Source organism: Actinoplanes sp. NPDC049681 (genome assembly GCF_044465265.1).
In the GTDB taxonomy this organism is placed as follows: domain Bacteria; phylum Actinomycetota; class Actinomycetes; order Mycobacteriales; family Micromonosporaceae; genus Actinoplanes.
In genome coordinates this window covers 844,559-867,249 of the sequence record NZ_JBITLP010000003.1, presented here as the reverse complement: position 1 = coordinate 867,249, position 22,691 = coordinate 844,559, and the positions used below count along the sequence as shown (strand labels likewise).

Annotated in this window: 25 protein-coding genes; 13 read left to right on the top strand and 12 right to left on the bottom strand. The window is 69.6% G+C overall.

What is annotated here, in order from left to right:
• Positions 1-79 precede the first annotated feature (79 nt).
• Together ACIBO8_RS14035 and ACIBO8_RS14030 are read right to left on the bottom strand one after the other, a co-directional pair.
• Positions 80-1,354 carry a competence protein CoiA family protein gene (locus ACIBO8_RS14035; RefSeq protein WP_396115531.1) on the bottom strand — a complete coding sequence of 425 codons (1,275 nt, stop codon included), beginning with the start codon at positions 1,352-1,354 and terminating at the stop codon, positions 80-82.
• 510 nt (positions 1,355-1,864) lie between these two features.
• Complete coding sequence (locus ACIBO8_RS14030) at positions 1,865-2,077, bottom strand: hypothetical protein (RefSeq protein ID WP_396115530.1); 213 nt, start codon at positions 2,075-2,077, stop codon at positions 1,865-1,867.
• A gap of 238 nt (positions 2,078-2,315) precedes the next feature.
• Between ACIBO8_RS14030 and ACIBO8_RS14025 the strand changes: the two genes are divergently transcribed.
• Positions 2,316-3,149 (top strand): hypothetical protein, encoded by an 834-nt coding sequence (locus ACIBO8_RS14025; protein WP_396115529.1) that lies wholly within the window; start codon positions 2,316-2,318, stop codon positions 3,147-3,149.
• A 492-nt stretch (positions 3,150-3,641) separates the two neighbouring features.
• Here ACIBO8_RS14025 and ACIBO8_RS14020 read toward each other — a convergent pair whose 3' ends face one another.
• Positions 3,642-4,121: a hypothetical protein gene (locus ACIBO8_RS14020; protein WP_396115528.1), complete on the bottom strand. Its 480-nt coding sequence runs from the start codon at positions 4,119-4,121 to the stop codon at positions 3,642-3,644.
• Positions 4,122-4,273: 152 nt separating this feature from the next.
• Here ACIBO8_RS14020 and ACIBO8_RS14015 point away from each other — a divergent pair, with 152 nt between their 5' ends.
• The gene (locus tag ACIBO8_RS14015) at positions 4,274-4,651 is read left to right on the top strand and encodes a HEAT repeat domain-containing protein (protein ID WP_396115527.1); all 378 of its coding nucleotides are present in this window, start codon (positions 4,274-4,276) and stop codon (positions 4,649-4,651) included.
• A 79-nt stretch (positions 4,652-4,730) separates the two neighbouring features.
• Here ACIBO8_RS14015 and ACIBO8_RS14010 read toward each other — a convergent pair whose 3' ends face one another.
• Positions 4,731-5,807, bottom strand: coding sequence for a calcium-binding protein (locus ACIBO8_RS14010; RefSeq protein WP_396115526.1), 1,077 nt, complete (start codon positions 5,805-5,807; stop codon positions 4,731-4,733).
• A 331-nt stretch (positions 5,808-6,138) separates the two neighbouring features.
• Between ACIBO8_RS14010 and ACIBO8_RS14005 the strand changes: the two genes are divergently transcribed.
• Both ACIBO8_RS14005 and ACIBO8_RS14000 read left to right on the top strand, forming a co-directional pair.
• On the top strand, positions 6,139-7,176 hold the full coding sequence (locus tag ACIBO8_RS14005) for an SPFH domain-containing protein (RefSeq protein ID WP_396115525.1): 1,038 nt from the start codon (positions 6,139-6,141) through the stop codon (positions 7,174-7,176).
• Positions 7,173-7,946 (top strand): DUF4352 domain-containing protein, encoded by a 774-nt coding sequence (locus tag ACIBO8_RS14000; RefSeq protein ID WP_396115524.1) that lies wholly within the window; start codon positions 7,173-7,175, stop codon positions 7,944-7,946. Before ACIBO8_RS14005 ends, ACIBO8_RS14000 begins: the two co-directional genes overlap by 4 nt.
• Here the strand turns inward: ACIBO8_RS14000 and map are convergent.
• Positions 7,939-8,709, bottom strand: coding sequence for a type I methionyl aminopeptidase (gene map / locus ACIBO8_RS13995; protein ID WP_396115523.1), 771 nt, complete (start codon positions 8,707-8,709; stop codon positions 7,939-7,941). The two genes, ACIBO8_RS14000 and map, sit on opposite strands and share 8 nt — an antisense overlap.
• 64 nt (positions 8,710-8,773) lie before the next feature.
• Here map and ACIBO8_RS13990 point away from each other — a divergent pair, with 64 nt between their 5' ends.
• Positions 8,774-9,040 (top strand): helix-turn-helix domain-containing protein, encoded by a 267-nt coding sequence (locus tag ACIBO8_RS13990; RefSeq protein WP_396115522.1) that lies wholly within the window; start codon positions 8,774-8,776, stop codon positions 9,038-9,040.
• Positions 9,041-9,053: 13 nt separating this feature from the next.
• On the opposite strand, the gene ACIBO8_RS13985 is transcribed toward ACIBO8_RS13990, so the two are convergent.
• The 4 genes from ACIBO8_RS13985 to ACIBO8_RS13970 form a co-directional block, all read right to left on the bottom strand.
• Entirely contained in the window at positions 9,054-9,287 is a 234-nt protein-coding gene (locus tag ACIBO8_RS13985) for a hypothetical protein (protein ID WP_396115521.1), read from the bottom strand.
• 121 nt (positions 9,288-9,408) lie between these two features.
• Positions 9,409-9,849 (bottom strand): SRPBCC family protein, encoded by a 441-nt coding sequence (locus tag ACIBO8_RS13980; protein ID WP_396115520.1) that lies wholly within the window; start codon positions 9,847-9,849, stop codon positions 9,409-9,411.
• Positions 9,850-9,985: 136 nt separating this feature from the next.
• A complete protein-coding gene (locus tag ACIBO8_RS13975; protein WP_396115519.1) occupies positions 9,986-10,681 on the bottom strand; it encodes a 2OG-Fe dioxygenase family protein in 696 nt (231 codons plus the stop codon).
• A gap of 49 nt (positions 10,682-10,730) precedes the next feature.
• Positions 10,731-11,735, bottom strand: coding sequence for a hypothetical protein (locus ACIBO8_RS13970; RefSeq protein ID WP_396115518.1), 1,005 nt, complete (start codon positions 11,733-11,735; stop codon positions 10,731-10,733).
• A gap of 83 nt (positions 11,736-11,818) precedes the next feature.
• Between ACIBO8_RS13970 and ACIBO8_RS13965 the strand changes: the two genes are divergently transcribed.
• Both ACIBO8_RS13965 and ACIBO8_RS13960 read left to right on the top strand, forming a co-directional pair.
• Positions 11,819-12,142 carry a PadR family transcriptional regulator gene (locus ACIBO8_RS13965; protein ID WP_396115517.1) on the top strand — a complete coding sequence of 108 codons (324 nt, stop codon included), beginning with the start codon at positions 11,819-11,821 and terminating at the stop codon, positions 12,140-12,142.
• Entirely contained in the window at positions 12,139-13,113 is a 975-nt protein-coding gene (locus ACIBO8_RS13960; RefSeq protein WP_396115516.1) for a hypothetical protein, read from the top strand. Before ACIBO8_RS13965 ends, ACIBO8_RS13960 begins: the two co-directional genes overlap by 4 nt.
• On the opposite strand, the gene ACIBO8_RS13955 is transcribed toward ACIBO8_RS13960, so the two are convergent.
• A complete protein-coding gene (locus tag ACIBO8_RS13955; protein WP_396115515.1) occupies positions 13,089-14,312 on the bottom strand; it encodes an FAD-dependent oxidoreductase in 1,224 nt (407 codons plus the stop codon). The genes ACIBO8_RS13960 and ACIBO8_RS13955 overlap by 25 nt on opposite strands.
• A gap of 64 nt (positions 14,313-14,376) precedes the next feature.
• On the opposite strand from ACIBO8_RS13955, the gene ACIBO8_RS13950 reads away from it, so the two are divergent.
• From ACIBO8_RS13950 to serA, 4 genes are all read left to right on the top strand, one after another.
• A complete protein-coding gene (locus ACIBO8_RS13950; RefSeq protein ID WP_396115514.1) occupies positions 14,377-14,811 on the top strand; it encodes a MarR family winged helix-turn-helix transcriptional regulator in 435 nt (144 codons plus the stop codon).
• A 39-nt stretch (positions 14,812-14,850) separates the two neighbouring features.
• Positions 14,851-16,059: a glycosyltransferase 87 family protein gene (locus ACIBO8_RS13945; protein ID WP_396115513.1), complete on the top strand. Its 1,209-nt coding sequence runs from the start codon at positions 14,851-14,853 to the stop codon at positions 16,057-16,059.
• A gap of 210 nt (positions 16,060-16,269) precedes the next feature.
• On the top strand, positions 16,270-17,193 hold the full coding sequence (locus ACIBO8_RS13940; protein ID WP_396115512.1) for a phosphotransferase family protein: 924 nt from the start codon (positions 16,270-16,272) through the stop codon (positions 17,191-17,193).
• A gap of 139 nt (positions 17,194-17,332) precedes the next feature.
• A complete protein-coding gene (gene serA / locus ACIBO8_RS13935) occupies positions 17,333-18,547 on the top strand; it encodes a phosphoglycerate dehydrogenase (protein ID WP_396115644.1) in 1,215 nt (404 codons plus the stop codon).
• 16 nt (positions 18,548-18,563) lie between these two features.
• Here serA and ACIBO8_RS13930 read toward each other — a convergent pair whose 3' ends face one another.
• Together ACIBO8_RS13930 and ACIBO8_RS13925 are read right to left on the bottom strand one after the other, a co-directional pair.
• Positions 18,564-19,610 carry a hypothetical protein gene (locus ACIBO8_RS13930; RefSeq protein WP_396115511.1) on the bottom strand — a complete coding sequence of 349 codons (1,047 nt, stop codon included), beginning with the start codon at positions 19,608-19,610 and terminating at the stop codon, positions 18,564-18,566.
• 875 nt (positions 19,611-20,485) lie between these two features.
• Positions 20,486-21,148, bottom strand: a complete 663-nt coding sequence (locus tag ACIBO8_RS13925; RefSeq protein ID WP_366157726.1) for a response regulator transcription factor — start codon at positions 21,146-21,148, stop codon at positions 20,486-20,488.
• Positions 21,149-21,388: 240 nt separating this feature from the next.
• On the opposite strand from ACIBO8_RS13925, the gene ACIBO8_RS13920 reads away from it, so the two are divergent.
• Together ACIBO8_RS13920 and ACIBO8_RS13915 are read left to right on the top strand one after the other, a co-directional pair.
• The gene (locus ACIBO8_RS13920; protein ID WP_396115510.1) at positions 21,389-22,015 is read left to right on the top strand and encodes a hypothetical protein; all 627 of its coding nucleotides are present in this window, start codon (positions 21,389-21,391) and stop codon (positions 22,013-22,015) included.
• A gap of 33 nt (positions 22,016-22,048) precedes the next feature.
• Entirely contained in the window at positions 22,049-22,687 is a 639-nt protein-coding gene (locus ACIBO8_RS13915) for a class I SAM-dependent methyltransferase (RefSeq protein ID WP_396115508.1), read from the top strand.
• Positions 22,688-22,691: the final 4 nt, after the last annotated feature.

Here is a 22,691-nt window from a genome sequence, read left to right as displayed (position 1 = left end):
GTGTTAGGAGCTAACGGAAGCGGGCCATTCCGGGTTCGACGGTCGCAGAGCAACGGTGAGCTACCGGGCCCGCCTCAGGTCAACGCCCGTAGTATGTAGGGGAGTTGCGACACAGCTGGCAGCCCAGCTGAAGCGGCCCGCCCGCCCATACAGCGCTCCGGGCACCGCAGCAGAGCACGCCGGCGCCGACCCCGGGAAGTTCCGCCTGCTCGACCGCCGCCGATTCCGGGACAGTCGCGGCAGCCGGCACCACGACCGCAGGCGCAGGAAGCGCCGGCGGCGCCGCCGCAGCGGTGCGACCGTTCCGCTCACACACCCGCCGCGCTTCCCGCCGCACACCACGCAACCGCCCCGGCATGTCGGGATCACCGAACTCACCACGTTCATCGACAACCCGCTCATATGCCGCCGCGGGCACCCAAGTAGTCCGGCTTTCCGCAGCCCGATATGGAACCCACGTCTCGTGCAGAATCCCTTCGAGCAGATGGTCAAGGTGCACAGTCTCACCGAACGGAAACATCGCGTCTGGGTCGGACTTGTACTCCTTCGCGTTCAACGTCGGATATAGATGCAGCCGCCCACACGGCGCCGCCCGCCCGGACACCGGGCACCGGCTCACCCCTCGCCACAGGTCCGCCCAGCCGCACCGCTGGGCCTCAAAGAACGTCCACCCCGTCACCACGTTCAACGTCGGCGTTCGTGCCCGCAAATACAACCGGTGATCATCGAGAGCGGGTACCGCCAGATGTGGGACACGCCGAAGGAAGTCGACGTCAGTAGCATCCCGGCCCGTGGTCCACACCACCCGATGACCAGCCGCCGCCAGCGCCTTCTGCCGCCGCCCTACCACCGAGGCCGAGATCGTCGAGTGCTGCACCTCCCCGGCCACAGTCAGCCGCGCACCCACCGCCAGCACATCGGGTCGACGCTTGGCCCGCGGCCGCCACTCTTCCACTTGCACCTCCGCACCGGCCGCCTCCCACGCCGACGCCTCGCGCTCCTTCAGCGCCTTATGCGTATCGCTCTCCGGGGTGTGCTCCTCGTGCGGCGACCGACCGTTCTCGTGCCGGAATACCGGTCCGAACCGCGTCTCCACCAACGTCATCCACACTGGCTCGACAGCCTGGCCGCGCACCGCCTTCTGCCGCATACACAGCAAGCACAACAGTTTGCGGCCACTGGCCCCGTGCGGTCGGTCCTGCGCCACCAGTTCCCGGAGCCGCGCCCGGTCTGGATAGCCCCAACGATGGCTGCGGGGCTGCAATTCAATCCCGAGCGGAAGGTAAAAGACTCCGTCCGCAAAGTCCTCCGGGTTGATGTCCTCAACCGTGAAGGAGGGCTCAGATACCGACACGACCGCCCCCTACAAAGATCCACAAATGTGCACACCTTGGACGTGCGCACAGTGTAGGACTGACCCCTGACAAAACCGGTAGGCGTCAATCGAATGGCGGTCGCCCCAGCCCGTCACCGCGGCGCAACCCCGCACGCGATCCGGGGACCGGCGAACCACCGTTAGTGGCGCTCGCCGAACTCCCGGCCTGCTTGATCCGTTGCCGCATCCCAGAACCGGCCCATCCGGCCACCTCCAAGTCCGCACCAAGCAACTGGTCAGATGTTCACAGTCACTCCTCGATCGCTCGATCGGAGCAGGCCGGACTGGGATTCTCTACAGTCGCCGTGCTTCTCGAGGTCAGGCGCCGGCACCGTCTCGTAGCTCCTGATGGTGACGGTCTGAGCCGGGCCTGACCTGTTTTGATGATCTTGGTTCATGGCCGGGCCTGCGCGGCAGACTGACGAAGGCGTGATAACTGCGGCCAAGAGCTAGACGTGGCCACTTTCGTTGGCGCAGTCGCTGACACGCTTACGCTCGAGGCGGGCCGCTGCCGGCAGTAGCGAAGCAGAACACCGCGATCAGGAACACGACGGCTCCCGCGCCGGCCTTGATGCCGGTGACGATGGCGTCGGCCAGCAAGGTGCCGTCGCTCATATCTAGCAGGCTGGCGACCAGGCCCACGAGCGCGGAGCAGATCATGATCAGTGCGAGCCAAAGAGCTCGGGTCGAGGCAACGTTCATGGTGCGTGCAAGAACCCTTCATCCGATCCCCCTCGGCGTGGGCCGAGGCAGCAGCTTGAGTGCGGGCTCAAAGGTGAGCCGCACATCCAGTGTTAGCGACGGAGAAGGGGCGTTGATTACTCTAGGCAACCGCTGATGATGACTGGCGTTCGTTGACTCGGCGCGTCACCTCGCATCATCGACTTCTATCCGTACCCTGGGTTGGCTGCGCTTGGCAGCGGTTGGCTGAAGGAGGGGTATGCCGCCGAAGCTGAAAAGACCCGTGTTAGCGCCGGGTCCAGTGGCGGACTTCGTCTACCTGCTCTTTGACCTCTGGTGTTTGGCTGGCTGCCCCACCCACCGCGATCTCGCGAAGCAAATGAAGGCGAACGATGATCTACCTGCTAGCCCTAGCCACGAGACGATCCGGAAGGCTCTCGGACGTGACGCCCCAACCCGGTGGCACGACGTAGAGGCCATCACCCGGATGCTGGCCGAGTTGGCAGGCAAGAACCCCACCGGACCAGGTTCATCGCTTGTCAGCAGCGCCAGCCTTCTCGAAGACGTGCGCCACAGGTGGACGAGAGCCCGGTTTGCGCCGGAAGCAGAAGCCATCCCTAGCCAGCGTGTCACTGATCGGCGGCCCGCACTCCCCGATACAAGTGTTCCCGAGCCGCTGGCGCGGTCAGAGCGCCAGCCGATCACACGGCAGGCCCGCGCTGTAGTGCTCACTGACGCCGGATGCAGCGGCCAGCAGTTCCTGACAGTCAGCGATTTCCAGGTAAGGCTGGGAAATTACGGCGCTGAACCAATCCTCCGAATTGAGGCCCGACTGTTCTACCCCACCGCGGACGGCAAAGCCTTGCATCCCCGAGGACCCGCGCAGTTCGGGCTAGGAGTGCTTCCGGTCCTGCCAGCGGGGGCACCTCCAAAGTCTCTGAACTGGGATCTCAAGGGCCTAAGCGTCTCCTGGCCCGCGGGGCTCGAACCACACCAACTGCCTGCCCTGTTTCGCACCGAGGTGGAGTTCACCGATGTCGACGGCGACCGGTGGCTTGTTGCCTTGAATGAGCAGGCAAGGCGAGTGAAGTAGGTCGAGCGCTTATCTGCCGTCCGATGACCGTGCGTTGGGCGGCGACACTGCCGGCAACACTGAGGTCGTCCGAGTGGGCCGCCTTACGACCGCCAGAACTATGTAACGCCCTCGCCGTCCAGGGCACACGCTCGATGCACCGATCTGCGCCCTTGGGGTGAACGTGGCGCCGGCAGATTCACTGTGCGTTAGGGGACGGTACAGACCCAATATCCCAGAACCGGCTTGTCTTGAACGGCCACCCGTGGCACGGCTCGTGTCACGAACCACGGCTCCGGCGAAACAGTGGAGACACAGGAGATTGAGTCTACGACAGAGAAGTCGCTGCTAGATGCCACAGCTCGGCGAATCAAGCCCCCTTCTAATCCGTCGGTCGCAGGTTCGAATCCTGCCGGGCGCGCCAGCCCATCCCAACCCAGAGCCATCCCGGCATTGATGCGACCGTAGAGCCGTCGCCAAGGTTCTGAGCTCGGCCGCTTACCCGACCCGGGGTCACAGATAGTCGAAGTAGCGGTTCCACCATGAGGCGTCGGAGGCCAAGACGCCCCCGGGGCCGTCGTAGCGCTTCCAGAGGGGTCCTTCGGGAACGGCGACGTAGCCGAGGTCGTGCAGGGCCCTGTGGATCCGGTTGTTGTCGTCGGGATTCAGCACCGAGGCGGCTTCCTCCGCGTCCCAGACACCAGGGTTTTCCACGGCGAGAACGGCCAGGTCGCCGAAGTTGCTGATGACGATGACGAGACGTTCGCCGGTGGCCGTGGCCGCGGCAGGGATGTCGATGCGCCCGTGGAAGCTGGCGTCTTGCGCGTTCCGGTCGACGTCGGTCTGGCAGTTGAAGTCGCGGTCGAGTCGCTCGGCCAGGGCGTTGAAGCGGGCTCTGGCCCGGTGGTGGTCGTAGTTTGCAGGAAACTCGAGGTGATCCGGGTCGTCGAGGGAGTGCAACAGCTGCCAGAGCTGGGCGTCGTCGGCAAGCATCCGGCTATTGTGCCTGGGGTCCAGGCACTCAGTTGCTGAGTTTGCGAGCCTTGATGCTCGTCCGGGGCCGAGCTTGTCGGTTCGCGACCCGGGCGTCCCGCCCGTGCTGGGCGAAGCGTAGCGGCCGAGGTCCGCGTGGCGGTTAGCCTGCGATGGTGGGTAGCGAGTTCGAGCGGGCGTTGCGGCTGATGCGTCGCCACGACCCCCAGTTGGCGGAGGACGGCTTTCAGCGGCTGTCGGAGATCGCCGGAGCGTACGTCGACCAATTGATCGTCGAGTTCGGCCGAGAGACCGACCACAGACTGCGGTGCTGGCTGTTGGAGCTCCTCGGGCAGGCTCGCTCACCGCGGTCGTTCGAGGTGCTGGTCGCACAGCTGCAGGGCGAGGACGAGGACCTGCGGGACTGGGCAGAGCGGGGTCTGCGGCTGTTGGACACCAAGGAGTCGCGGCGGGTGCTGTGGCAGTACGAGCAGAACCATCCGCCCGTAGCGGCCCCGGCCGATGCGTTGCCCGCCGCTGATTTCACCTGATCCGCCGCCGACCACGAACGCGAAACGCCCGAGCCGGCCACGAAGGGCAGCTGGCTCGGGCGTACGCACCGATCGGCTGTTACATCTCGCAGTTGGTCTTCGTCCCGGCCGCCGCAACCGTGCAGAAGTCACCGGTCGCCCCGTCCAGGCCGCCGTCCAGCACGTCCAGCGCGGCGCTGTCGCCGTCGCCGGAGAGGAAGTCGTCGCCCGCCTCGCCGTACAGGTGGTCGCTGCCGAGGCCGCCCTGGCCGATGTCGTTGCCCTCGCCGCCGTAGATGGTGTCGTTGCCGTTGGCCCCGGTCAGCACGTCCGCGCCCTCGTCGCCGTAGAGGTTGTCGTCGCCGTCGTCGCCACTGATCACGTCGTTGGCGGCTGCGCCGTGGATCGTGTCGTTGCCTTTGCCGCCGGAGATGACGTTCACCGCGGCGTTGCCCGTGAGGGTGTCGTTGCCGCTGCCGCCGTACAGGTTCTCGATGTCCGCCTGCAGGGTGTCCTTCTCGTTCCGCTGACCGTCGTCGCCGACCACCCCGTCGAGGTCGGCGGTCACGGCGGCGGTGTGATCGGTGTACATCACGGTGTCCGCGCCGGCTCCGCCGATGAAGGTGTCCGCGCCGGTGCCGCCGATGAACACGTCGCCGCCCGTGCCGCCGTCGAGCCGGTCGTTTCCGGCGTCGCCGATGAGGCTGTCGATGCCGTCCTTGCCGACGAGCTTGTCGTTGCCTGCCCCGCCCGACAGCGAGTCGTTGCCGGGGCCACCGGTCAGCGTGTCGTCGCCGGCGCCGCCGACGGCGACGATGCCGAGGTCGCTCTTGTTGGTGGCGGAGTCGTTGAGATCGCCCAGGTTCACGGTCACGTAGGTCGGTGTGTCGGCGGTCTTGCAGCGGACCTTCGTCGCGTCGCCTCGTACCGCGGTGCAGCCGTGGCCGGCCTTGACCTTGACCCGGTCGTCGATGGTGATCGTCTTGCCGGAGCGCGTGACGACGACCGCGTTCTTGTTACCGGCGCTGGCAGTGAAGCTGACCGTGGACGAGCCGACGACCTTGGCGACGCCCGGCGCCGCCGCCAGGGCCGGGGCGCCGATCGTCGTCGTGGCGGCGGCTACGACGGTGAGGCCCAGGGTGATGTGGGCGAGCCGGGGCGGAAAGGACATTGCCATGCGGAATGACTCCTCGATGTGTATCGCCGCGTGCCGAAGGAAAGGGCACGGATGCTGCAGCGTACGGGAGATCAACAAGCCGGCGGGGCCCCGGATGCTGATTTCGGTCAATTCCCCCGGAGCCGCGACCAGCGGTTCATTGTGGACTCGAAGGCGGGTGCGAGCGCCGAACCAGCCGTCCGGAAAGCCGCCCGAACGGGTACACGTCGAGTTGATCACCGTTGATATCATCCGGCCGGGATGACGGGGGCCGAGCACCGGCCGCGTAAGAGATGTCGGGTAGGTCCGTATGGCGATGATGGATAGGATACGCGGCGAATTCATCGATATCGTGGAATGGCTGGATGCCAGCCGTGACACGATCGTGTGGCGCTTCCCGCGGTATCACAACGAGATCAAGATGGGCGCCCGCCTGGTGGTGCGCGAGTCTCAGGTGGCCGTCTTCGTGAACGAGGGCACCATCGCGGATGCCTTCGGCCCCGGCACGCACACGCTGCACACCCAGAATCTCCCCGTACTGTCCACTCTCAAGGGCTGGAAGTACGGATTCGAGTCGCCGTTCAAGGCCGAGGTCTACTTCGTCAACACGCGGCAGTTCACCGACCTCAAATGGGGCACTCAGAACCCGGTCATCGTGCGTGACCCGGAATTCGGCATGGTGCGGCTGCGTGCATACGGCGCGTACGCGATGCGCATCAGCGACGCCCGGCGGTTCCTCACCGAGCTGGTGGGCACAGATCCGGAATTCCGTACGGAAGAAGTCGCGGGGTATCTCCAGCAGCTGATCGTGAGCCGGCTGACCTCCGCGCTGGCGACCGCGCACGTGTCCCTGCTCGACATGGCAGCCCACCAGGAGGCCATCGGCGCGCAGCTCACCGAGGCGCTCGCCGAGCAGCTCGCCCCGCTCGGCCTGAGGATTCCGACCGTCATCGTCCAGAACATCTCCGTGCCGCCCGAGGTGGAGCAGGCGCTCGACCGGCGTACGCAGATGGGCATCATCGGCGACCTGCAGCGATACACGACCTTCCAGACGGCCAATGCCATCGAGGACGCCGCCCGGAACCCCGGCGCCGCCGGGGTGGGCACGGGATTGGGTGTGGGAATGCTCTTCGGCCAGCAGCTGGGCAACCAGGCGTCCGCGCCCGCCCAGCCACCGCCGTTGCCGGTGACGCCGCAGTGGTACGCCGGCGTGGGCGGCAGCCAGCAGGGCCCGTTCGACCCCGCCGCCCTCGCCGGGCAGGTGGGCGCCGGCGCGATCACCCGGGAAACGCTGGTGTGGCGGGCCGGGATGCCTCAATGGACACCAGCCGCGGACGTGGCGGAGCTCGCGCCCCTGTTCGCCCACACGCCGCCCCCGATGCCGCGATGACCGGCCAGGGGCAGTCCGCCACCGTCTCGTCCAGCTGCCCGTCCTGCGGGGCCGGCATGGAGGTCGACCAGGCCGCGGGTGTCATGCGGTGCCCGTACTGCCGGCGGGAGGTGCCCATGCCGGCGTCGCAGGCGTCCGGCTGGCCCTACGGCGCGGGTGGCACCGGCGTGCCGCACATCACCATCAGCACCAGCACGCGGACCATCCGGCAACCACCCGAGGTGATCCGCCGCCAGAAGCTGATCGCCGTGGTCTTCTTGGTGGGAGCACTGCTGGCGGTCGGCGGCGTGCTGATCCCGTCGTTCTGGTCGATCTTCTCGGGTTCGTCGGGCGACGTGGAAGAGGTGGCGGTCGGGGCCACGGCGCGGGTCAAGTCGTTCGAGGCGACGGTCCGCGGTGTCGACTGCAGCAAGAAGGCGATCACCAAACCCGATGATCCGGCGACCTCCTACGACGACAGCGCCACCGAGAAGGCCAAGGGCAAGTTCTGCGTGGTGTCGTTCTCGGTGAAGAACGTCGGCGACAAGACGGACAGCTATCCCACCACGAGCCTCGAGGCCACCAGCCCCACGGAACGGGTGTTGGAACGGAGCACGATCGCCGAGATGTACGCGAACACGAAGGGCACCGATCTCGACGAGCCGATCGATCCCGGAAAGACCGTCGACCAGCTCCTCGTGTACGACGTGCCGGCCGACACGACCCTCGCGTACCTGCGGATCTCCGACGATCTGTTCGCCGACTCCACCATCAAGGTGAAGGTCAGCTGAGAGCGCGGGTCAGGACCCGGGGGCCGGACGATGTGATGGCGACCGTGTGTTCGGAGTGGGCGGTCCGCGATCCGTCGGCGGAGCGGATCGTCCAGCCGTCCTCGTCGAACCGGATCTTGTCGGTGGAACGGCAGAACCACGGCTCGATCGCGATGGTCAGGCCCGCCTCGAGCTTCATGCCGCGCCGCGCACGACCGCTGTTCGCGACGTGCGGCGCCTCATGCATGGTCCGGCCGATCCCGTGCCCGCCGAACTCGCCGTTCACGCCGTACCCGTAGGAACTCGCGACCTCGCCGATCGCGGCGGAGACGTCGCCGAGGTGGCCGCCCGGCCGGGCGGCCGCGATGCCGGCCTCCAGCGCGACCTCGGTGGCCTCGATCAGCTTCAGGTCGGCCGGGTCCGGGGTGCCGACGACGACGGAGAGCGCGGAGTCGGCGGCCCAGCCGTCGATGGCGACCGCCATGTCGATGCTGAGCAGGTCACCGTCCCGCAGGACGTAGTCGTGCGGCAGGCCGTGCAGCACCGCGTCGTTGACCGACAGGCAGAGCACGTTGCGGAACGGGCCGCGGCCGAACGAGGGTTCGTAGTCCCAGTAGCAGGAGTCGGCACCGCGTTCCTCGATCCGGCGGCGGGCGTGGTGTTCGAGGTCCATCAGGTTGACGCCCACCGCGGCGACGCCGCGCAGCTCGGCGAGCAGCTCGCCGACGAACTGGCCGGTCACGGCCATCAGGCCGATCTCCTCGGCGGATTTGAGCTCGATCACGACAACCTGCCTCTCCCCATGCGGTATTTTTATACCACGCCCTCCGGAGGGCTATCCTGCTGGCATGGTTCGCCAACCCCTCACCGCCGAGCAGATCGCAGCGGGCAGGCGCCTGGGAGTCGCCCTCCGGGCCGCGCGGGGCGGCCGCAGCCTCGTCGAGGTGGCCCTGGCGGCCGGCATCTCTCCCGAGACGCTGCGCAAGATCGAGGCGGGCCGCCTGCCCGCGCCGGCGTTCGGCACCGTGGTCTGTCTCAGCCAGGCCCTCGGCATCCCGCTCAGCGACCTGGCCGAGGCCTGGCGGGCCGACATGCCCGCCCGCCAGGCCTCCTGAACGAGCCAGACGCTCAGCCCAGCCCGGGCATTTCCGGCCCGTAGCGGGACCACACCGAGGTCACCGCCGTCCAATACGGCACGGCGATGAGCGCGCCGACAAGCCCGTCGGCCCATCCGAGGACGTGCGCGACCCAGAATCCGCCCACCTCGAGGGCGAAGAACAGCCCCATCGTGACCGTTCGCCAGAGGATCCGCCGGCCGCGCTCCCCGGGCGGGTAGACGGCTGCGTGCTTCGGGCCCGTCAATGCCGACGACCCGGAACGGCGGAAATCATGCGACGAGGTTACGGGGACGCCTCCCGCGCACGGTCAACCGACGATCTCGACTCGGCAAGCCGAACGAACGATGCCGAAGACGGCATCGACGTCAGGAAAAGGAATCCGCGAGGTGGGCGTTGCGTTGCTCGATCAATTTCTTCATGTACGGCCCCAGCAGCACATGGCTCACCACCCCCACCGGAGCCACGAACGCAATCACGTCCCGCATCACCGTGACCCCGGCTTCCGGGTCCCACGAGAACAGATGCTCGTGATGCCACCGGCGGAACGGGCCCCGGACCTGTTCGTCGACGAACCGCTCCGGCCGCGAGTAGGCCGTGATCCGTGACGTCATCCGCCACCGCACCCCGAAATGCCGCGCCGACCAGGTGACCTCGTCGCCGAGCCGCATCTGCCCGCTGCGCACCCCCGCCACGATCCGCTCCCCCGACCCCGACATCGACGCCGTGTGGGCGCCGACGTCGAGGCTCAGGTCGAAGAGTTGCTCCGGGGTGGCCGCGATCGCGGTCGTGATGTCGAATGCTGGCACCCGATCAGGATGCCGCCGGCGCCTCCGTCCGGGGCAGCAGGGCGGCGCGAATCGCCGGCTCGCCACATCGGGCGGCGGCCGGGACCCGGCGATCGGTCGCCCGGGCGCACGGCGAAAAGCACGTCGAGCAGGCGGCTCAGTTCTGGTCGTAGCTGACGAGCAGCATGTCGCGGTGGGCCGGCTCGGTGTCCGCCGGCGAGATCGGCGACGTGTAGTGCAGCAGCGCCCGGTCATCGAGGTAGAGCGAGTCGAGCGGGTGCTCCAGCACGCCCTTGAGCAGGTGGGTGCCGTCCTCGCCGCGCACCTCGGTCTCGCCGCCGACGACGTTCTCACGCTTCATCAGGTGCATGGACACGTACGCGAAGCCGTCGCGGTGCACCCCCTCGGGCACGGGCTCGCCGACCACGTCGCGGGAACCGACGATGCGGACCACGTGGATGTTGACGTCCCAGCCGGTCGCGGACGCCGGCAGCTGGGCGATGTTGAACAGCAGCAGTTCCCGCAGGAACGGGTTGGCGCCGACCTCGGGCGTCACCGGCGCGAAGATCCGTTCGGTGCCGCCGAAGAGCTTGTTGTCCTTCTTGGACTGGTAATACGGCCCGTCCGGCTGCCGGGTGAGCTCGCCGCCCTCGAAGCGGTAGCGGGCGTGCCGCCGGAAGCGGTAGCGATGCGGCTCCGCCAGGTAAGGGTCGGCGGGCAGGTCGTTCCACGCCTCGGCCAGCGCGGACAGGGTGGCCGGATGCTCGGGACCGAGCCGGAGGTCGCGGCCCCGCAGGAGGCAGTAGCCGCGCTCGGCCAGGTCGGTGGTGATGGATTGACGTGCTGAGATCACGATCGTCGCCTCCACAGCGGATCTTCCCATAGTACGGCGTCCGCCGAGGTCAAACGGTTTCGGGCGGCTCTTCGCCGGGCTCGCGTACCCGCCACGAGATGTCGAAGCCCTGGTGCGGCATGATCGCGTACGCCATGGTCCAGATGCTCTGGGTCCGGTCGCTGTGCACCTGTTTGCTGAAGGCACGCCAGGGCGCGGATTGGAAGGCGGAGACTTCGATCTCCTCGTCGTGCTCGATGTCCAGCTCGACGCTCTCGGTGGCCTGCAGCGCCCGCCAGAAGTTCACGTCGTTGGCGCGCTGGATCTTCGTACGCCGCACCATGATCATGATCTCGTCGCCGGGGTCCACCCGCGGCGTGGGGATGTGGTACTCGATCGCGCTGCCGAGCCGCTCGGCGTACTGGGCGAGCTTGTCCTCACCGAGGGTCTGGTCGTCGTCCGAGCCGACCCCGTCCGCGCGCAGCCGGTCGCGCTGGCGGCTGGGCTGCAGGCGCACCTCGGTGAGGCGGCCGTACCCGGGGAATCGGTCCTCGTAGTTGAAGTCCGACATGCAGTGCAGATCGAGCACCCGGGACTCGGGCGAGGTGTTGCAGAGCCGGTAGCGCTCGAAGATCTTGATGCTGACGAACTCCGGCGCCTCGGCGAGCCGCTGAATCTTGAGGTTGAGCCGGTAGTCGCGGTTGACCACGGGCACGTCGATGATCTGGCGCTGGATGGAGAGGAAGACCGGCTCGGTGATCTTCTCGGCGAGCAGCGCCCGGACGCTGCCGCGCTCGAGCACGTTCTCGAGCATCCGCTCGGAGATCTCCCGCTGCTCCTGCGACAGCCGGCGCACGAACCGCTCCATGTCGCGGCGCGACGACCGCTCCCAGGTGGCGAGCACGATGCCGGCCAGCAGGATCGTGGTGCTGACGTCGGACCAGATGCGGTCCACCACGGGGAGATTCGTCTGCAGATGGACCGTTTCGCGCAGCGTGTAGAGCAACAGGTACGAGACGACGGAGACACTCAGCAGCACACCGGGGACCACCCACTGGCTGTTGCGCCCGTTCAACCGACCTCCCCAGGTCCTCCGGCGTCCACAGTGGCAGCAAGAGGCAACTTACCTTGCTTGCCCACCCTATGTAGGGTGCGTACATGGGTCTGCGCATGACGTCCTCCGTCCTCAAGGTGGTCGCCGCGCTGCTGGCCGACCCCACCGCCCAGCGGTACGGCCTGCAGCTCATGGAGGCCACCGGGCTGCCGAGCGGCACCCTCTACCCGATCCTGGTCCGTCTGGAGGCCGCCGGCTGGGTGCGATCGGAGTGGGAGGACATCGACCCGGTCGCCGAGGGCCGGCCGAGCCGCCGCTACTACCGGCTCACCGCCGAGGGCGAGACGGATGCGCGCCGCGAGGTGGCCGCCATGCACCAGCAGCTGAGCCGGGGCACGGGCAGCACGCAGCCGGGACTGACGACATGAGGGCCGCCACCCTCGCCCGGTGGCTGGTCGCGCTGGCAGCCCGCCGCTGGCCCGCCGACCTCGCCGCCGGCCTCGAGCGGGAATGGTCTGCCGAGCTCGACGTCCTGCGCGACCGGCCGGCGCGGATGCTCACCTTCGCCGCCAGCCTGGCGATCTCCCCCACCGCCGACGGCCCGTCGTGGCGCGACCGGGCCCGCGCCACCGCGACGCCGATCGCCGTGACTCTGCTGGCCGCTGCGCTGTTCAACGGCGTCCAATCGGCGAAGCACCACCTGGGCGCGCCCGGAGCTGCCGGGGCGCTGACGGCCGCGGTGGCGATCATGGCCGTCACGAGCCGTCGCCCCACGGCCGGCCGGGTCATCCGCATGGGCGCGTCCCTGTGGGCGTTCCTGATGGCGGGCAACGCGGTCGCCGTGATGCCGTTCATGGGCTGGCGGGACGTCGGCCCGGCGGTCGTGGTGTGGACCGTCCTCACCGCGTTGGCACTGCGACTGACCCGGTCCCGCGTCGTCGCTGTCGTGGGCACGCTGGCGGCCCTCGATCTCGCGGTCGCCGCGGGGTCCCTGCACGCGGCAACGACCTTCGGCGCACCGGCGGCATCGGCTCCGCTCTGGCTGCCGCTCGCCCTCCTGCCGGGTGGCACGACGCGGTTCCTGCCACCCCTGCTGGTCGGGAACGCGGCCGCGATGGCCGGGCCGATGGCGCTCTGCTCCGCGTACGTGCTGGCGGGGCTGCTACGCCGACCGGGGACCCGCCACGTCGCGGTTGCCGGCACGGCCGCCGGAGTGGCCGCCGCCATCGGCACAGTCACCGCGGGCGAGTTGCTGCGCCGGTCGAGTCCGAGCGTCGAACGGCTGGCCGACAACTCGGCGGTCTTCGGTTTCGGCTTTCTCACGCATCCGGCGGCGCTGGCCGCCACGGCCCTGATCGTCGCCCTGCTGGCTGCCTACCGCCGCCCGGCCGAGGACTGATGCGTCGCTGCCGGAAGCTCCCACGCGATGGCATGGCGGTGCATCCAGCCCATCATCTTCTCGGGGTCGTAGAAGGTGCGCATCGCGACCGGGAAGAGCACATCGCGCAGCAACCGGCCCATCGGACCGGGCGCCTTGTCCCGGTTGACCCGGGCCGTCTGCGCGATCACCCGCTCGACCCGCGGCCGGCGCAACGCCTCGTAGGTGTCGAACGCCGCGGGCACCGGCAGGTCGCGCAGGCACCGAGCGAGCTCGACGGCGCTCTCGATCGCCAGCGAGGCACCCTGCCCCGAACTCGGCGAGGTGGCGTGCGCGGCATCCCCGACGAGAACAGCCCTTCCGCGGTGCCACACCGGCACCGGAGGCATGTCCTGAAGCCCTCCGACATTGACGAGTTGCCCGTCACCGACCCGGTCGAGGATCCGCAGCGCCGGCAGCCGGTCGCCCGCGAACAGCGTCCGAAGCCGCCGCAGCCATTCGGCGTCCGGGATGCTGCGTGCCTCGCCGGCGGTCATCATCTCTGCGGACGGCAGGTTGGCGAACCACCCCGCCGTCCCGTCGTCGTCGACGCGATAACCGAAGAAGGCCTTCTTCCCGTACGCCAGATGCATAGCACCCCCCGTGCTCGGCAGGCCGGCGTCGCGCACCCACCCGCCGAGGCCGATCAGGCCGACATAGCGCGGCTGCGGCGCCCGCGGATCCAGCAGGCCGCGCACGGTCGACCGGATGCCGTCGGCACCGATGAGGACGTCCCCCTCGGCCGTGGAGCCGTCCGCGAACGTGGCCACGACCGACTCTCCGTTGTCGGTGAACGAGGTCAGGCGCTTGCCGTAGCGAACGTGCACGCCCTCGTCGACCGCCACATCGAGCAGCGCGCGATAGAGAACCGCCCGCGGGAAGGTACGGCTGGTCGGCAGGCCGGGCAGATCCTCGAAGGCTCCCAGCCGCCGTCCCGTGCCGGTCTCCATGACCATCCGCGGCGTCGGCACACCGGCGGCCGCCACCGGTTCGTCGAGGCCGATCGCCGCGAGGGCCGCCATTCCGTTCGGGGCCAGCATCAACTCCCCGCCGATGCCGTCCGCCTCTTTCCCGTACGCCTCGAAGACCGTGGCCGCGACACCCGCCCTTCGCAGCGCCACCGCCGCCACCGGTCCGGCGATGCCCCCGCCGATGATCAACGCCTCGCCCGTTGCACCCATGAGAAAATCCCTCGTAGCGCCAATTATCTCGTCTGCGCGAGATACTAGCGAAGGCGAGATAACTGTGTCCAGCACGCGGTCGGGCCACGAGCAGGCGATCGTCGAATCCACCAAGCGCGTCATCGCGTCGGCCGTGCTCTTCAGCCACCAGGTGGCCGAACGCCTCAAGTTGGGGCCGAGCGACGCCCAGTTCATGACGCTGCTCGACGTCCACGGACCGCTGACCCCCGGCCGCCTGGCGGAACTGACCGGCCTCAAGACGGGTACGGTCACCGGCGTCCTGGACCGCCTGGAGCGGGCCGGCTTCGTCCGCCGCGACCGCGATCCCCACGACCGCCGCAAGGTGATCGTGTCGCTGGAACCGGCGCAGATCGCCAAGCTGGTGGCACCGCACTACCAGGGCCAGGCGAACCGGATGATCACCGTTCTCGCCCGCTACGACGACGCCCAGCTGGCGTTGATCGCGGACTTCATGGCCACCGTCGCCGAACAACCGTGACCCGGGCGGCCCTTGCCACCCCTATGTAGAGTTCCGAGCATGGGTATCCCACGCCGGCCACTCCTCTGGTTGCCCGCTGCCGTCGCCGCGGCGATCACCGCCTGGGCCGTGCTGGCCCGCCCCGCCCGCGTCCGCCTCTCCGACCTCGGCGTCTACACCGGTGCGGTCGACGGCTTACGGCACGGCGCGAGCCTCTACGACTTCATGAGCTCCGGGCACGCGCCGTTCACCTATCCCCCGTTCGCCGGCCTGCTGTTCCTGCCGCTTGCGGACGTGCCGGCACTGCCGCTGCAGCTGCTCTGGACGCTGGCCACCATCGCCGTGGTCGCGCTGGTCGCCGTGCTGCTCGACCGGCGGCGTGCACCGGCGTACGCGCTGGTCCTCGTCCTCTCCGCCCCCGTCTCCTCGAACCTGAAGTACGGGCAGATCAGCCTCTTCCTCGCCGCGGCGGTCGCGGCCGACGTGCTGGCCCTGCGACGCAGCCGCTGGCAGGGCGTCCTCATCGGGGTGGCCGCGGCCGTCAAGCTGACCCCGCTGATCTTCATCCCGATGCTGTGGCTCGCCGGTCGCCGCCGCGCCGCCGTGACCGCCGCGTCGGCCTTCCTCGCCTGCGGTCTCACGGCCGCCGTCGCCCTGCCCGGCGACTCGTGGCGCTTCTGGACGTCCGAGGTGTTCCACGTCAGCCGGCTCGGGTTCATCACCTCGGTCGGCAACCAGTCCCTCAACGGCGTGCTGATGCGCTTCGGCGTGCCGGTCCCGGCCCGCTCCTGGCTGTTGCTCGTCGTCGGCGGCGGCATCGCGGCCACCGGCCTGTGGCATGCCGCCCGCCTCGGCCGCCGGGAGCAGTGGCTCGCGGCCCTGATCGTCACCGGGGCGGCGAGCGTGGTGCTCTCTCCGGTCTCGTGGACGCACCACCAGCTCTGGCTCGTGCTGGCGGCGCTCCTGCCCGTACGCGGAAGGCTCTGGCCGGTCCTCGTCCTCGGCCTGATGGTGCTGCCGGTGACGGCCTTGGACCCACCGGTGTGGAGCAACTCCCGATTCCTGCTCGCCGTGGCGATCGCCGTGTTCGCACCCGCCCTACTGCGAACAGGCGGGATCGGGAGCGAAGGGCCGACGATCGGCCCGGCTCCGCGCCAGCCGCGTCGCGTGCCGCTCGGTCAGCCCGTGCCCCCGCCGGCGCTTCCGGCACAGCCGCGCCGCGGCGGCGGCGGCTCGCCGGCTCACCGCCTCTTCCGTGCGCGCTCGTAGCCGATGCCGCCATTCCTCCGGCAACTCCGTCACGTGCCGTCCTCCGTTCCGCGAACCACCCGGGACGCTATCGCCCGCCCCTGACACTTTCGGCGACCGAACCCGGCTGTCCAGGAGAGCGCCTGTGCCACGCCACCCACCGTGTCCGTTGGCGAACCTCGGACACCTTGCGAGGATCTCCGAGGCGAGGCGGGTGACGAGGGGTTACGCATGATCCAGGCGGCAGGACTCCGGATCGGGTGGCACGATCTGCCGGGTCCCGTACGGCGGAAGATCGAGCGCCTGATCGGTGACCGCGTGACGACGGCGACGTCCCAGCGGGGCGGCTTCTCACCCGGCACCGCCGACCGGGTGGTCACCGAGGGCGGCCGCCGGGCCTTCGTCAAGGCGGTCAGCATCCACCTCAACATGACCTCGGTCGAGCTGGCCCGCCGCGAAGCCCACCTGACCGGGCAGATGCCCGATGCGGCGCCCGTGCCCCGGCTCCTCGGCAGCTTCGACGACGGCGAGTGGATGGTGCTCGTGCTGGAGGACGTCGACGGCCGGCATCCCCGTACCCCGTGGGTGGACGACGAGGTGGATGCGACCGTGAGCGCGCTGCGCGACCTCGGCCACCTCCTCACGCCGGCGCCCATGCACGGCGTGCCGCAGGCCGGCGAGCGACTCGCGGAGCAGTTCGCCGGGTGGGCGCTGCTGCGGACCGATCCCATGCCCGGCCTCGATCCGTGGGCCGCGGCCCATCTCGACGACCTGAGCGAGGCCGCCGGGCGCGGCCTCGAGATCCTCCGGACCGGCGTGACGGTCGCGCACTGCGATATCAGGGCCGACAACCTTCTGGTACGCCGTGACGGCTCGGTCACCGTCGTCGACTGGCCGTGGGCCTGCGCGGGGCCGCCGTGGCTGGACACCGCCCTGCTGGCCATGAACGTGATCGCGCACGGCGGCGACGGCGATCGGCTGCTCGCGGGCATCGACCCGGGACGGGCCACCGACGTGTGCGCGGGTTTCGTCGGATATCTGATGGAGCGGTCGCGGCATCCGGCGCCCGGCATTCCCTACGTGCGCGACTTCCAGCGGGCCCACGCCGACGCCCTGCTCCCGTGGCTGCGCGAGCGACTCCACCCGGCGGGGTGACCGGCAGGTGGGACCTCCAGCACACCGTCGGGGTCCGGGCAATCCAGGGCATTAGTCTGGTACGCCTGTGAGCTGGGCTTCGGCGTGGCGGCCCGGACGAACCCCCTGAGGAACGTTCTCCCCAAGGAAACGGAAAGTGATGATCGACCAAGCCAAGGTACGAGTTCTGCTGCTCGAGAGCATCCACCCCGACGCGGTGTCCCGGCTCGAGGCAGAGGGTTACCAGGTCGAGTCCGTCCGCAACGCCCTCGACGAGGTCGAGCTCCTCGAGCGCATCCCGGGCGTGCACCTGCTCGGCATCCGCTCCAAGACGCGGGTGACCGCGAAGGTGCTGGAGGCGGCCGACAGCCTCGTCGCCATCGGCGCGTTCTGCATCGGCACGGACCAGATCGACCTCGCCGCCGCCTCGCAGGCCGGCATCGCCGTCTTCAACGCCCCGTTCTCCAACACCCGCTCGGTCGTCGAGCTGGCGCTGGCCGAGATCATCGCGATGACGCGCCGGCTGACCGAGAAGAACGAGCTGATGCACAAGGGCGTCTGGGACAAGGCGGCCAACGGCAGCCACGAGGTCCGCGGCCGGCGGCTGGGCATCGTCGGCTACGGCAACATCGGCACCCAGCTCTCGGTGCTCGCCGAGAACCTCGGCATGCACGTGTCCTTCTACGACACCGCCGACAAGCTCGCGCTCGGCAACGCGCAGCGGTGCAGCTCCCTGAACGAGCTGCTGGAGTCGGTGGACGTGGTGACGCTGCACGTCGACGGCCGCCCCGGCAACGCCGGCTTCTTCGGCGCCGAGCAGTTCGCCAAGATGCGGCCCGGCGCGATCTTCCTCAACCTGTCCCGCGGCATCGTGGTCGACCACGTCGCCCTGCGCGAGGCGCTGACCAGCGGTCACCTCACCGGCGCGGCCGTCGACGTGTTCCCGAAGGAGCCGAAGGGCCGCGGCGACGAGTTCGTCTCGGAGCTGCGCGGCCTGCCGAACGTGATCCTCACCCCGCACATCGGTGGCTCGACCGAGGAGGCGCAGTCCGACATCGGCGACTTCGTCGCCAACAAGCTGGCGCACTTCGTGCAGGAGGGCAACACCACGCTGAGCGTGAACCTGCCCAGCATCGCCCTCCCGGCGCAGACCGACATGAGCCGCATCATCCACGTGCACCTGAACATGCCGGGCGTCCTGGCACAGGTGAACAGCATCCTCGCCGAGCACAGCGTCAACGTCGAGGGCCAGCTGCTGAGCACCCGCGGCGAGTACGGCTACCTGATCACCGACATCAGCGGCAGCTACAGCGAGGACGTCCTGGACCAGCTGCGGGCGATGAGCCAGACGGTCCGGTTGCGGGTCCTTTCCTGAGCGGAGCCGGGTGGCCCTACTTGGCGGTCTCGATCGACAGCAGGGTCACCCGGGCCTCGGCCTCGACGTCGTAGCGGTCATTGGTGGCCCAGTCCTTCGGCGTCACGGTCGATCCCGGAGGCACGTCGCGCAGCGTCCGCGTGCCGGCCGCGACGGTCTTGGCGCCGCCCTTCACCTGCACCCGGACCGGATTGCCGGCGGGTGACGTCATCGCCAGCTCGTCCACGGCGCCGGTGACCTTCAGCGGCACGGTGCCCGCCGCCTCGGGCAGCTGGATCGCCGTACGTCGCGCGCCGCCCACCAGGTCGATGCCGGCCACCTTGCCGGCCTCCAGATTGAGGATCTGCTCGTCCGCGGCGCCGGAGAAGCGCAGCGTCCAGGTCACATCCGCGGACAGAACGACCTCCACGTCGCCGGTGCCACCGTCGGCGTCCGGCGTGAGCTGCAGCCGCACGTCGTCCTGGGTCAGCTCCGGCTCGGGCAGCACACCGGAGCCCGCGGGCGCGGTCATCCGGTAGAGGTCGTTGCCGAGGTCCTCATTGCGGACGGTCACCCGGGTGACCGCACTGACCAGCTCGAAGCTCGCCGCGGTCCGCCCGTTCAGCGGCGCGGCCACCGTACGCTTCTCCTTCTTGCCCGCGCCGAGCTCCAGCACCGACGTGAGGTCCTTGTTCGGGCCCGAGAAGTACGTGACCCCGGCGACCGTGGCACCCAGCAGCACCGCGGCGGTGAGGGCGATACCGGCCACCATGACCCCGCGACCCCGGCGCGGTTCGGCCGGCTTCGCGGCGGGCGACACGGGCGCGGCGGGATGCCGGGGCGCCCGGTGCTGCCGGATCTCGTGGCCCGGCCCGCCGATGATGTCCCCGACACCGTCGTCCGCGTCGGCGACCGGTGCGGAGAACGGTCGCCGGGAGCGCTCGAGAACGGCGTCCGCGCTGACCGTCGGCGGGGGCCGCAGCGCGCTGAACCAATCGTCCGCATCGGAGTGCCGGGCCACACGGGCGGTCTCGCCGGTGTCCCAGCCGGGAGCGACCGAGGAGCTGCCCGCGCCGGGCGTCATCGATGAGGCGTCCGCCCCGCGCGCCAAGAACGGGCTGTTCCCGCCGCGCGTCGAACCAGAGGCATCCGCCCCGCGCGTCATGGAAGAGGCGTCCGCCCCGCGCGCCAAGAACGGGCTGTTCCCGCCGCGCGTCGAGCCAGATGCATCCGCCGGGCGCGTCATGGAAGAGGCGTCCGCCCCGCGCGTCATGGCGGATGTGTCGGCGCCGGGCGCGAAGTACGGGCTGTTTCCGCCGCGCGACGAGGCGGGAGCATCCGCGCCCCACATAGCCGGCGAGGTGCCTGCGCCGTGGGCGGCAGAAGGAGTATCGGTGCCGTGCGCCGCTGGAGCGGCGTCCGAGCCGTGCGTCGCCCGAGGGCTGTCCCATCCGGCCGCCGGAGAGCTGCTCCAGCCGCGCGCCGGAGAGAATTCTCCGGCAGTCCGCGAAGGAAGTGGCATTTCCGGCGATTGTGTCGGCCCGCCCGATGTCGGGCGTGCGTCGCGGCCGCTGATCGGTCCGGCGCTCACTCCGAAGGACGTCCGCCCGGACGTGGCCGGCGGCGCGGGTCCGAACTCCGGCTCGGGTGCCGGTTGCCGCCTGCCCTCGGACGGTGCGGAGAAAGCGTTCCAGCTTCCGGAGTCGGCCATGCTGTCATCTACCTCATCACGGAGCGGGGTTGCCGCGGACGGGCGGCGGTAGAGCGAGTCGTTGTCCCGGTTGGCCCACCCGGCACCGGAGTTCGGCGGCAGAGCCGTCAGCGCAACGGACACATCGGACGGATCCACGATCGGTCGTTCCACGCGAAGCCCTCCCGCCCAGCCTGCGCCGTCTCCCACGAGGCGCTCCCGGCGAGTGGTACGGATCCCGCGGCTTAGCGGATGAGTGCAAGCGTGAATTACTCTGCGTTATGTCCGTCCGGTCGTAGCAGACCCCGGCGGGTGGCCACCGCCACCGCTTCCAGCTGGCTGTGCGCGCCGAGCTTTCCCAGCACCGCCTTCACGTAGCCACGGCACGTGTGCACGCTGATGCCGAGCCGCCGGGCGATCGCCCGCGGATCGAGGCCGGAGCCCATCAGCACCAGCACCTCGTGCTCACGCGCCGTCAACCCACCAGCGCGGGGCCCGACGACCGGTGCGGTGCTGCGCAGCAGTCGCGCGAGGATGTCCGTGGACACCGTCATACCGCCGCCGTGGGCCGTGCGGATCGCGTTCATCACGTCACCGAGCGGGCCGTTCTTCGACAGGAAGCCCGAGGCGCCGGCGGCCGTCGCGCGACCGACCAGAGCGGACTCGTTGTTTGCGGTGAGGATGACGAACCGCGTGTCGGGCTGCCGATGCCGCAGCAGCTCGGCGATGGCGATGCCGTCCGCGTCCGGAAGGTCCGGATCGAGCAGTACGACGTCCGGACGCACCTCCTGCACCATCCGGATGGCCTGTTCGCCCGTACGCGCATGTCCCACGTACAGCAGCTCGGGCTGCCCGGCCAGCGCCACACCGAGCAGCTCGGCGAACGTCTGGTGCCCGTCCACCACGAGCACCGTGATCGCCTCGCTCACCATTCACGCCTCCTGATCCGCCAGCGCTGGAAGTCTATGTGTCCCCCGCGCGAAGCCAAGGCGTACCAACAGTCTGACAGCCCATCCGAGCCAATCCGATCGCAGTGGCCGCCCGCCGTGCGGATGAGTCCGAGCGGCCGCCATAACTCGTATCTTCGGTGGAACCTACCCCTTGCTTTCGGGGTTCTCTTCACCGTCGCGGTGGCTTGTCGCACGACCGTCCCCCGTCCAGGGTGTTACGCCATGTACGAAATCCAGCTCTTCGGTCCCCTCGAGGTCCGCACGCGCGGACTGCGGCTTTCCGGCTCGGATCTGGGCGGCGCCGAGCCCCGGCAGATCCTGGCACTGCTGGCGCTGCACGGCGAGGTGCGTACGGCGGAGTTGACCGAATTGCTCTGGGGCGGCCCGGGCCATGAGGACAAGGTGGAGGGTCATCTGTCCCTTTTGCGGCATCGGCTCGACCCGGGCGGCGACGACCGCGACTCGGTGATCGCCGCAACTCCCGGCGGCTACTCCTTGGTGGCCGAGCGGGTACGCGTCGACGTCGCCCGCTTCGACGAACTGGTGGCCGCCGCATCGGGCCGCACGGCCAGCCGGGCCCTGCGCCCGCTGACCGCCGCCGGTCACCTGGCCGCCCGCCCTCTGCTGGAGGACGTCGACCAGCCGAGCTGGGCCGTGGAAGCCCGCGAGCGCTACCGCCGGCGCCTGTCCGAAGCCCTGCTGGATGCCGGCCGACGCGCACTGGCATCCGGCGACTCCGGGACGGCCCGACGCCTGGCGGAGCAGGTGCTGGAGCTGGACTCGCGCTGCCCGCTCGGCCGGGCGCTGGCCGACGCGGCTGATCACGAACCGGCAGAAATCGCCGCATAGGCTCGGAGGGCGACGACCAGGGAGAATCGTGCGGTGCGCACCGAGCTGCTCCCCGTACCCCTGGCTCCGGAGATCTCTCTGCACCTGGCCGGCGGCGGCACGGGGTTGTTCGACGCGACCGGCGGCGAGTTCCGCAGCGACGTCCCGCCGCCGTTCTGGGCCTTCGTCTGGGCCGGCGGCCAGGCCCTCGCCCGATACGTGCTGGACCACCCGGAGACGGTGACGGGCCGGCGAGTGCTGGACGTCGCCTGCGGTTCCGGCGTAGCCGCGATCGCGGCAGCTCGCGCGGGGGCGGCATCCGTCGAGGCGGTGGACCTCGACCCCGCGGCGGCCGCGGCGGCCGAGCGCAATGCCGCCGCCAACGGTGTGGCCGTACGGGCATGGGCCGCCGACATCTCCGACGCCGGACCGGCCGACGTGATCCTGGCCGGGGACGTCTTCTACACCCGCAGCGTCGCCGGCGCCATGACGACCGCGCTGCGGCGGGCCGCCGGTTCGACCGGTCTGATCCTGGTTGGCGATCCCGGACGCGGGTATTTCCCGGAGCGGCTTTTCGTCCGCCGGGCGGAGTACACCGTGCCCGTCCCGGCAGCCCTGGAGGAAACGGATGCGCTGGTCACGGGGGTGTGGGAGATGCGGAACACAATGCGTTCATCAACCAACAAGTTGTAGGCTG

Bases quoted from the DNA above. Each gene is read 5' to 3' on its own strand.
- ACIBO8_RS14030 (WP_396115530.1), bottom strand. From the start codon at position 2,077: ATGAACGTTGCCTCGACCCGAGCTCTTTGGCTCGCACTGATCATGATC.
- ACIBO8_RS14025 (WP_396115529.1), top strand. From the start codon at position 2,316: ATGCCGCCGAAGCTGAAAAGACCCGTGTTAGCGCCGGGTCCAGTGGCG.
- ACIBO8_RS14020 (WP_396115528.1), bottom strand. From the start codon at position 4,121: ATGCTTGCCGACGACGCCCAGCTCTGGCAGCTGTTGCACTCCCTCGAC.
- ACIBO8_RS14015 (WP_396115527.1), top strand. From the start codon at position 4,274: ATGGTGGGTAGCGAGTTCGAGCGGGCGTTGCGGCTGATGCGTCGCCAC.
- ACIBO8_RS14010 (WP_396115526.1), bottom strand. From the start codon at position 5,807: ATGGCAATGTCCTTTCCGCCCCGGCTCGCCCACATCACCCTGGGCCTC.
- ACIBO8_RS14000 (WP_396115524.1), top strand. From the start codon at position 7,173: ATGACCGGCCAGGGGCAGTCCGCCACCGTCTCGTCCAGCTGCCCGTCC.
- ACIBO8_RS13990 (WP_396115522.1), top strand. From the start codon at position 8,774: ATGGTTCGCCAACCCCTCACCGCCGAGCAGATCGCAGCGGGCAGGCGC.
- ACIBO8_RS13965 (WP_396115517.1), top strand. From the start codon at position 11,819: ATGGGTCTGCGCATGACGTCCTCCGTCCTCAAGGTGGTCGCCGCGCTG.
- ACIBO8_RS13960 (WP_396115516.1), top strand. From the start codon at position 12,139: ATGAGGGCCGCCACCCTCGCCCGGTGGCTGGTCGCGCTGGCAGCCCGC.
- ACIBO8_RS13955 (WP_396115515.1), bottom strand. From the start codon at position 14,312: ATGGGTGCAACGGGCGAGGCGTTGATCATCGGCGGGGGCATCGCCGGA.
- ACIBO8_RS13945 (WP_396115513.1), top strand. From the start codon at position 14,851: ATGGGTATCCCACGCCGGCCACTCCTCTGGTTGCCCGCTGCCGTCGCC.
- ACIBO8_RS13940 (WP_396115512.1), top strand. From the start codon at position 16,270: ATGATCCAGGCGGCAGGACTCCGGATCGGGTGGCACGATCTGCCGGGT.
- serA (WP_396115644.1), top strand. From the start codon at position 17,333: ATGATCGACCAAGCCAAGGTACGAGTTCTGCTGCTCGAGAGCATCCAC.
- ACIBO8_RS13930 (WP_396115511.1), bottom strand. From the start codon at position 19,610: ATGACGCCCGGCGCGGGCAGCTCCTCGGTCGCTCCCGGCTGGGACACC.
- ACIBO8_RS13925 (WP_366157726.1), bottom strand. From the start codon at position 21,148: ATGGTGAGCGAGGCGATCACGGTGCTCGTGGTGGACGGGCACCAGACG.
- ACIBO8_RS13920 (WP_396115510.1), top strand. From the start codon at position 21,389: ATGTACGAAATCCAGCTCTTCGGTCCCCTCGAGGTCCGCACGCGCGGA.